Below are 8,123 nucleotides of genomic sequence, written 5' to 3'. Positions count from 1 at the left end.
TCCGTTTGCCATCGAGCTGTATGACAACGAAGGTAAAGTGATACCGCTGCAGAAAGGCGGTCACCCGGTAAATTCGGTACTGAATTTCACTCAGGCGGAGCAGACGTTTGTCTTTGATAACGTTTACTTCCAGCCGGTACCGGCGCTGTTGTGCGAGTTTTCAGCCCCGGTGAAACTAGAATACAAGTGGAGCGATCAGCAGCTGACGTTCCTGATGCGTCACGCGCGTAACGACTTCTCCCGCTGGGATGCGGCGCAAAGCCTGCTGGCGACCTACATCAAGCTCAACGTAAACCGCCATCAGCAGGGCCAGCCGCTGTCTCTGCCGGTGCATGTGGCGGATGCGTTCCGCGCGGTGCTGCTGGATGAGAAGATCGATCCGGCGCTGGCGGCAGAGATCCTGACGTTACCTTCGGCAACAGAAATGGCTGAGCTGTTTGATATCATCGATCCGCTGGCGATCGCTGAAGTTCGCGAAGCGTTAACGCGTACGCTGGCGACCGAACTGGCGGATGAGTTCCTGGCGATCTACAACGCCAACCGGCTGGAGGAGTACCGTGTTGAGCATGCGGACATCGGTAAACGTACGCTGCGTAACGCCTGCCTGCGCTTCCTGGCCTTTGGTGAAACGACGCTGGCGGACACGCTGGTAAGTAAGCAGTATCGTGAAGCTAACAACATGACCGATGCGCTGGCGGCGCTGTCTGCGGCCGTAGCGGCGCAACTGCCGTGCCGTGATGCGCTGATGCAGGAGTATGACGACAATTGGCATCAGGACGGTCTGGTGATGGACAAATGGTTTATCCTGCAGGCCACCAGCCCGGCGGATAACGTGCTGGATACGGTACGCGGTCTGTTGAAACATCGTTCGTTCAGCCTGAGCAACCCGAACCGTATTCGTTCGCTGATTGGTGCGTTTGCCGGCAGTAACCCGGCGGCGTTCCATGCGGAAGATGGCAGCGGATATCAGTTCCTGGTTGAGATGTTGACCGAGCTTAACAGCCGTAACCCGCAGGTGGCGTCACGTCTGATCGAACCTTTGATCCGTCTGAAACGTTACGATGCGAAGCGTCAGCAAAAAATGCGTGCCGCGCTGGAACAATTGAAAGGGCTGGAGAATCTTTCCGGCGATCTGTACGAGAAGGTAACCAAAGCGTTAGCCTGAGACGTTGACCTGTCGTTTTGTAGGCCGGATAAGGCGGTAACGCCGCTATCCGGCAAAATGCCCGGTGGCGCTCATGCTTACCGGGCCTACAACGTCCTGAATACTTATCCATGCCGTCGGATCGGCTGTTCCGTTACCCCACGCTGCATCACCCGACTCAACACGTTGGCCTCGAGCTCCGCTAAACGCACCGATCCCAGGCGGCGGGGGCGTGCAATGTCGACCGTCAGATCCAGTCCAATCTTGCCATCCTCAATCAGCAACACCCGATCGGCCATCGCCACGGCTTCGCTGACGTCATGTGTCACCAGCAGCACGGTAAAACCATGCTCCTGCCACAGCGAAACAATGAGATCTTGCATCTCCAGACGTGTTAACGCATCCAGCGCGCCAAGCGGTTCGTCAAGCAACAGCAGGCCAGGTCGGTGGATCAGCGCCCGCGCAAGGGCAACACGCTGTTTTTGTCCGCCGGAAAGCGCTGCTGGCCATTCGCTCGCCCGCTCTTCCAGCCCAACCGCCGCCAGCGCCTGACGCGCAGCGTCCCGCCAGTGGCCCTTCAGCCCCAGTCCCACGTTGTCGATCACCGATTTCCACGGCAGAAGTCGGGCATCCTGAAACATCATGCGGGTGTCGTCCTGACTATCGCGAAGCGGCGTGGTCCCTGCCAGCAGTTCACCGGCGTTTGGCGATTCCAGCCCCGCCAGCAGGCGTAGCAGGGTGCTTTTTCCCCCGCCGCTGCGCCCGACGATGGCGACAAACTGGCCTGCCGGGATATGGAGATCAAGCTGATTCAGTACGATGTTACCCGCGTACTTTTTCGTTACCGCATTCAGCAGGAGCGGTGTACCCTGGTTCAGACGGGCGGTATTCATACGGTGGCCTCCTTCACATGATAAGCCGGGTTCCAGCGCAACCAGACGCGTTCCAGCAGTTGAGCGCTGACATCGGCCAGTTTACCGAGCAGGGCGTAGAGAATAATGGCGACAACCACGATATCCGTTTGCAGGAATTCGCGAGCGTTCATCGCCAGATAACCGATTCCTGAATTGGCTGAAATGGTCTCCGCGACGATCAGCGTCAGCCACATCAGCCCCAGCGCAAAGCGGACGCCGACCATGATCGAGGGCAGGGCGCCGGGCAGGATCACATGGATAAACAGCGAAAAGCCGGATAATCCGTAGCTACGCGCCATCTCCACCAGGCCGCGATCGATGTTGCGGATCCCGTGCCAGGTATTGATGTAAATTGGAAAGAGCGTCCCCAGCGCGACCAGAAAAATCTTCGCGGTTTCATCAATGCCAAACCACAAAATCACTAACGGGATGAGTGCCAGATGTGGAACGTTGCGCAGCATCTGAATGGAGGTGTCCAGAAGGCGTTCTCCCCAGCGCGATAAGCCGCTGATCAGCCCCAGCGTCAGGCCAATCGAACCGCCGATCGAAAAGCCGATCAGCGCACGCCATGAGCTGATGGCCAGATGCTGCCAGAGTTCGCCGCTGGCGGAGAGCGTCCAGAAGGCGATGATCACCCCTTCCGGTGAGGGTAAAATACGCCCGGAGAGCCAGCCCATGGAGGAGGCCAGTTGCCAGACGGCGACGATGCCCACCGGTAAAAACCAGGGGGCAACGCGTAACAACCACTTTTTCGTTGGCGTTACCATCACGGTTCTCCTCAGCTTTGCGCAACCTTGCGCGGGATAAATTCATTCGCCACCGCTTCACCCTGCTGATGCTGGCGTTGCGGTTGTGGGACTTCCGGGATCGCGACGTCCAGATGCGGGAACAACAGTTCGCCGACCCGGTACGCCTCTTCCAGATGTGGGTAGCCGGAAAGGACAAAGCTGTCGATGCCCAGCGCGGCATACTCGTTGATGCGCGTCGCCACCGTCGGTCCGTCGCCGACCAGCGCGGTCCCGGCGCCACCGCGCACCAGACCCACACCGGCCCACAAATTCGGGCTGATCTCCAGTTGGTCGCGCTTGCCATTATGCAGCGCCGCCATTCGGTGCTGACCGACAGAATCCGTTCGGGCAAACGCCGCTTGCGCCTTCGCGATCGTGTCGTCATCAAGGTGAGCGATCAGCCGGTCCGCGGCTCGCCATGCTTCTTCGTTGGTTTCACGGACAATGACGTGCAGGCGAATGCCAAAACGAATGTTACGCCCACGCGCCGCCGCTTTGGCTCGTACCTGGGCTATCTTCTCTTTCACCAGCTCAGGCGGTTCGCCCCAGGTGAGGTAAAGATCGACCTGTTCAGCGGCCAGATCCTGGGCGACATCGGAAGAGCCGCCGAAGTAAAGTGGGGGATAGGGTTGCTGGATGGGCGGGAAGAACAGTTTCGCTCCGCGAACGTGAATGTGCTTACCGTTGAAGTCGACGGTTTCACCCTGCAATAAACGACGCCAGACCTGGGTGAACTCCGAAGAGGCCTCGTACCGTTCACTGTGATCGAGAAACACACCGTCGCCCGCCAGTTCCTGTGGATCGCTGCCGGTGACCAGGTTAAACAGCGCGCGACCGTTGGAGAGGCGGTCAAGCGTAGCGGCCTGCCGTGCGGCGACTGTCGGTGAAGTGACGCTCGGGCGCAATGCGACCAGGAATTTGAGTCGCTGAGTTACCGGGATCATTGATGCCGCGACCAGCCACGCGTCTTCACAGGATCGCCCGGTGGGGATCAACACACCGGTGAATCCCAGACGATCCGCCGCCTGCGCAATCTGCTGTAAATAGCCGTGATCCACCGGACGCGAGCCTTCCTCCGTCCCCAGATAGTGACCGTCACCGTGCGTCGGTAAAAACCAGAACATATTCAGACTCATAATGATTTTCCTTCCTGTTGAGTGGGGTGCCAGATGCGTTGGCGGATATCGATTTTTTTCGGTACCAGGCGGTTGTCGTAAAACAGATCTGCGGTTTGTTGTTGCAACGCGGCCACAGAGTCACTGACCGGTGAAATGTGGGTCGGCGGGCGATGATCGAGATATGACGCAATCACGGGCTCTGGCAGTCCCATTGTTTTCGCCAGCAGGGCAATGCTTTCCTGCCGCTGGCTGAGAGTTAACGCATCTGCCTGACTGAAGGTATCCAGCACGCCCTGAATGAACGCGCCGTTCTTCTCAGCGTACGGTCGCGCGGCGAGATAGAACGATCCCGTTTGTTTCAGATCGCTGCCGTCTTTCAGTACGCGCACACCGCCCTGCAATAATGCAGCGGAATAGTAAGGATCCCAGATGGCCCATGCATCAACGTTACCCTGCTGGAACGCCGCTCGGGCATCGGCAGGGGTAAGATACGTCGGCTGGATATCGGTAAATTTCAGCCCGGCCTGTTGCAGGGCGCGCAGCAGCAGGTTGTGCGAGCTGGATCCTTTCTGGAACGCCACTTTATGGCCTTTCAGTTCCGCCACCGTTTTGATGGGGCTGTTTTCCGGCACCAGAATCACTTCGGCTTTCGGTTTCGCCGGTTCTACGCCGACGTACACTAAATCTGCGCCAGCGGCCTGGGCGAAAATGGGCGGAATATCGCCGGTGCTGCCCAGATCAATACTGCCGACGTTCAGGGCTTCCAGCATTTGCGGTCCGGCGGGAAATTCAATCCAGGATATTTTGGTTCCGGGATAACGCGTTTCCAGCAGCTGGTGGCTTTTCGCCAGGACCATACTGATGCTGCCTTTCTGATAGCCTATACGCAGGGCATCAGGTGAGGGCTCCGCCGCCTGTGTCAGTCCGCAAAAGGCCAGCAGTCCGGCGAATGCCAGCCATGCCGTACGAGCTTTGAGAAGATTACGCATGGGCCGCACCTCGCACAGTATCAAAAGCAGGAACCTTAACGTCGCGGCGATGCAGGGCGTGCCAGAACGTTTCCAGCGCTTTATCAAGACGCAGCTGTAAATTGGGCGTGAAATGCGGCTTATGCTGATAGTCGATCACCTGGGAGTCATCGGCAAAGACGCCGTGTAAAATCTCCTGCGCCTTCAGGGCGCTGAGCACCGGTTTCAGCGCGTAATCGACGGCGAGCAGATGTGCAACGGTGCCGCCTGTCGCCAGAGGCAGGACGACTTTACCTTCCAGCGCCCGTTCGGGGAGCAGATCGAGCAGCGTTTTTAGCGCCCCGGAATAGGCGGCTTTATAAACCGGCGTGGCAACGATCAGGCCGTCCGCCTCTTTCAGTTGTGCGACCAGTGTTTTCAGTGCCGGGCTGTCGAAACGGGCATACAGCAGATCTTCAGGCTCGAAGTTGTGCAGATTCCAGTGGTACACCTCAACGTCCTGACCGTTCAATTTTTCCCGGGCATATTCCAGTAAAGCACTGGATCGAGAGGGAAAGCGTGGGCTTCCCGCCAAAGTGATGACGCGCATAATTGCATTCTCCCCTTATAACCAATTGTTCGCTTTTATTTAACATTGATAACAATTTTTGCAGTCTGACAGAGGGGAATCGGGAATCGAAATGATTTATGCGGAATTGAAAAGCTGAAAATTGCATAAAAAGAAGCTGCCAGGGAAAACGTTTGCTTTTTATTGCCGCAGGTCAATTCCCTTTTTGTTCGATATCTCCCATAATACGCCCCCGGTTTGCACACCGGGAATCCAGGAGAGTTCATGTACTACCCCTTCGTTCGTAAAGCCCTTTTCCAGCTCGATCCAGAGCGCGCTCATGAATTAACTTTTCAGCAATTACGTCGTGTGACGGGAACGCCGCTAGAAGCGTTGATCCGCCAGAAGGTCCCGGCGAAACCGGTCACCTGTATGGGATTAACCTTTAAAAATCCGCTTGGTCTGGCTGCTGGTCTGGACAAGGACGGGGAGTGTATTGATGCCCTGGGCGCGATGGGATTTGGCTCGATCGAGATCGGCACCGTGACCCCGCGTCCACAGCCCGGCAATGATAAGCCAAGACTGTTCCGCCTGGTCGATGCCGAAGGTTTGATCAACCGTATGGGCTTTAATAACCACGGCGTTGATAACCTGGTCGAGAACGTTAAAAAGGCCCATTATGACGGGGTGCTCGGAATTAATATCGGCAAAAATAAAGATACGCCGGTTGAGCAGGGTAAAGATGACTATCTGATTTGTATGGAAAAAATCTATGCCTATGCCGGTTATATTGCCATTAATATCTCCTCGCCAAATACGCCGGGATTACGTTCATTACAATATGGCGACGCGCTGGATGATTTGCTTACGGCGATTAAAAATAAACAAAACGATCTGCAAAAGATCCACCAGAAATATGTTCCGATCGCTGTAAAGATCGCGCCGGATCTTTCTGAGGAAGAACTGATCCAGGTTGCCGATAGTTTAGTACGCCATAATATTGATGGTGTTATTGCCACCAATACAACACTCGATCGTTCTTTGGTTCAGGGAATGAAAAATTGCGATCAAATGGGTGGCTTAAGTGGTCGTCCGCTGCAATTAAAAAGTACAGAAATTATCCGCCGTCTGTCTCAGGAATTAAAAGGTCAGTTGCCTGTTATTGGCGTTGGCGGTATCGACTCAGTGATTGCCGCGCGCGAGAAGATGGCTGCCGGGGCGTCGCTGGTTCAGATTTATTCTGGTTTTATTTTTAAAGGTCCGCCACTGATTAAAGAAATCGTTACCCATATTTGATTTTTTCTCTCTCTTTATCAGAATATCAGACAACCAGGGGTTTATTTCCTCCCTTGGTTGTTTTATATTCTTTCACTGTTGCTTATTTAAACATTTTAAGCTTTGCTTATTAAGGTAATAAACGAAGCGGCGAAAAAGGACAATTTTGCAACGGGGCGTTGGAGAGGGGAGAGAAAACAATGCGAATTAAACCTGACGATAACTGGCGCTGGTATTATGACGAAGAGCATGACCGAATGATGCTCGATTTAGCCAATGGCATGTTATTTCGCTCGCGTTTTGCCCGCAAAATGCTCACCCCGGATGCATTCTCACCGTCCGGTTTTTGCGTTGACGATGCCGCGCTGTACTTCTCCTTTGAAGAAAAGTGCCGCGACCTTGAGCTCTCTAAAGACCAGAAAGCTGAGCTGGTGCTCAATGCGCTGGTGGCCATTCGCTATCTGAAACCCCAAATGCCGAAAAGCTGGCACTTTGTGGCGCACGGCGAAAACTGGGTACCCGGCACTGGCGATGCGGCTTGTGTCTGGCTGAGCGATACCCAGGAACAAATCAATCTGTTAGTGGTAGAGCCTGGCGAAAATGCGGCGCTGTGCCTGCTGGCGCAACCCGGCGTGGTTGTGGCCGGGCGGACGATGCAGCTTGGTGATGCGATTAAAATAATGAATGACCGACTGAAGCCGTCGTTTCGTCCGCACAGCTTCAGCCTGGAACAGGCGGTTTAACGCGCCAGCTTCAGCGCGGTTTTTGGCACGCAGCTACAGCTGAGGATGGTGCCATCATCGCCAAGTGCCGATCTCTTCAGCGGGTTCACTTCGCCTTCCAGCAGTTTGATACGACAGCAGCCGCAAATTCCCGCCCGACACGAATAGGGTACCCGGATCCCCTGGTTTTCCAGTTGTTCAAGCAATACCTGTTGATTGTTCCCCTGAAACGCCTGTCCCTGCCAGTCGATGGTGACCGTCGCATTCGGTTGCTGCGCGACTTCAACCGTCTCCCCGGTGTCGGCGGCGCCATAAACGCGAGCCGGACCGGTCGATAAAACCTCCACTTCATCGCCCACGCGAATCACGCCGCTATTACGGGCGATCAGGTTCAGCCCAAAATCGACATCGCCATTGTCCGGCGCGGTACGGAAGGTTTGCAGCGTTGCCAGCGGCTCACCGGAGGGATGCTTTTGCCCTTTTTCCGGACTGACCGTGGTAAAAATACAGCGGCTGCACGGTTTCGCCACATCAAAGATAACCTCGCCAATGCGGATCACTTTCCAGTTGTCTTCTTCCCATGCCGTAGCACCAGAGACCACGATATTGGGGCGGAACTGTTCAACCTGCACCCCCGCCGGGCAGCG

Annotated in this window: 9 protein-coding genes; 3 read left to right on the top strand and 6 right to left on the bottom strand. The window is 55.7% G+C overall.

Features of this window, described 5'->3' with window-relative positions:
* Nucleotides 1-1,165 (top strand): DUF3458 domain-containing protein (locus tag AB7E14_RS16785; protein ID WP_428169696.1); only part of this gene is annotated, 1,165 nt, incomplete at its 5' end.
* 104 nt (nt 1,166-1,269) lie between these two features.
* On the opposite strand, the gene ssuB is transcribed toward AB7E14_RS16785, so the two are convergent.
* Genes ssuB through ssuE form a run of 5 tightly spaced genes read right to left on the bottom strand, consistent with a single transcriptional unit; the run spans nt 1,270 to nt 5,521 of the window.
* A complete protein-coding gene (gene ssuB / locus AB7E14_RS16780; protein ID WP_043001173.1) occupies nt 1,270-2,037 on the bottom strand; it encodes an aliphatic sulfonates ABC transporter ATP-binding protein in 768 nt (255 codons plus the stop codon).
* Nucleotides 2,034-2,825 carry an aliphatic sulfonate ABC transporter permease SsuC gene (gene ssuC / locus AB7E14_RS16775; RefSeq protein ID WP_044326941.1) on the bottom strand — a complete coding sequence of 264 codons (792 nt, stop codon included), beginning with the start codon at nt 2,823-2,825 and terminating at the stop codon, nt 2,034-2,036. Before ssuC ends, ssuB begins: the two co-directional genes overlap by 4 nt.
* 11 nt (nt 2,826-2,836) lie before the next feature.
* On the bottom strand, nt 2,837-3,982 hold the full coding sequence (gene ssuD, locus AB7E14_RS16770) for an FMNH2-dependent alkanesulfonate monooxygenase (RefSeq protein WP_044326940.1): 1,146 nt from the start codon (nt 3,980-3,982) through the stop codon (nt 2,837-2,839).
* On the bottom strand, nt 3,979-4,953 hold the full coding sequence (locus tag AB7E14_RS16765; protein WP_058587873.1) for a sulfonate ABC transporter substrate-binding protein: 975 nt from the start codon (nt 4,951-4,953) through the stop codon (nt 3,979-3,981). Before AB7E14_RS16765 ends, ssuD begins: the two co-directional genes overlap by 4 nt.
* Nucleotides 4,946-5,521, bottom strand: a complete 576-nt coding sequence (ssuE, locus tag AB7E14_RS16760) for an NADPH-dependent FMN reductase (RefSeq protein WP_043001169.1) — start codon at nt 5,519-5,521, stop codon at nt 4,946-4,948. Before ssuE ends, AB7E14_RS16765 begins: the two co-directional genes overlap by 8 nt.
* A gap of 243 nt (nt 5,522-5,764) precedes the next feature.
* On the opposite strand from ssuE, the gene pyrD reads away from it, so the two are divergent.
* Both pyrD and zapC read left to right on the top strand, forming a co-directional pair.
* Nucleotides 5,765-6,775 carry a quinone-dependent dihydroorotate dehydrogenase gene (pyrD, locus tag AB7E14_RS16755; protein ID WP_043001168.1) on the top strand — a complete coding sequence of 337 codons (1,011 nt, stop codon included), beginning with the start codon at nt 5,765-5,767 and terminating at the stop codon, nt 6,773-6,775.
* Between the two features lie 179 nt (nt 6,776-6,954).
* The gene (gene zapC / locus AB7E14_RS16750; RefSeq protein WP_043001167.1) at nt 6,955-7,497 is read left to right on the top strand and encodes a cell division protein ZapC; all 543 of its coding nucleotides are present in this window, start codon (nt 6,955-6,957) and stop codon (nt 7,495-7,497) included.
* On the opposite strand, the gene AB7E14_RS16745 is transcribed toward zapC, so the two are convergent.
* Nucleotides 7,494-8,123 (bottom strand): YcbX family protein (locus AB7E14_RS16745; protein ID WP_428169695.1); only part of this gene is annotated, 630 nt, incomplete at its 5' end. The genes zapC and AB7E14_RS16745 overlap by 4 nt on opposite strands.

It is taken from the genome of Citrobacter sp., from assembly GCF_050252275.1.
GTDB classification, from domain to species: domain Bacteria; phylum Pseudomonadota; class Gammaproteobacteria; order Enterobacterales; family Enterobacteriaceae; genus Citrobacter_A; species Citrobacter_A amalonaticus.
Note: the sequence above shows the minus strand (reverse complement) of the source record. Positions and strands in the feature narration are given on the sequence as shown.

Coding starts and splice junctions, on each gene's coding strand:
- ssuB (WP_043001173.1), bottom strand. CDS start 2,037: ATGAATACCGCCCGTCTGAACCAGGGTACACCGCTCCTGCTGAATGCG.
- ssuC (WP_044326941.1), bottom strand. CDS start 2,825: ATGGTAACGCCAACGAAAAAGTGGTTGTTACGCGTTGCCCCCTGGTTT.
- ssuD (WP_044326940.1), bottom strand. CDS start 3,982: ATGAGTCTGAATATGTTCTGGTTTTTACCGACGCACGGTGACGGTCAC.
- AB7E14_RS16765 (WP_058587873.1), bottom strand. CDS start 4,953: ATGCGTAATCTTCTCAAAGCTCGTACGGCATGGCTGGCATTCGCCGGA.
- ssuE (WP_043001169.1), bottom strand. CDS start 5,521: ATGCGCGTCATCACTTTGGCGGGAAGCCCACGCTTTCCCTCTCGATCC.
- pyrD (WP_043001168.1), top strand. CDS start 5,765: ATGTACTACCCCTTCGTTCGTAAAGCCCTTTTCCAGCTCGATCCAGAG.
- zapC (WP_043001167.1), top strand. CDS start 6,955: ATGCGAATTAAACCTGACGATAACTGGCGCTGGTATTATGACGAAGAG.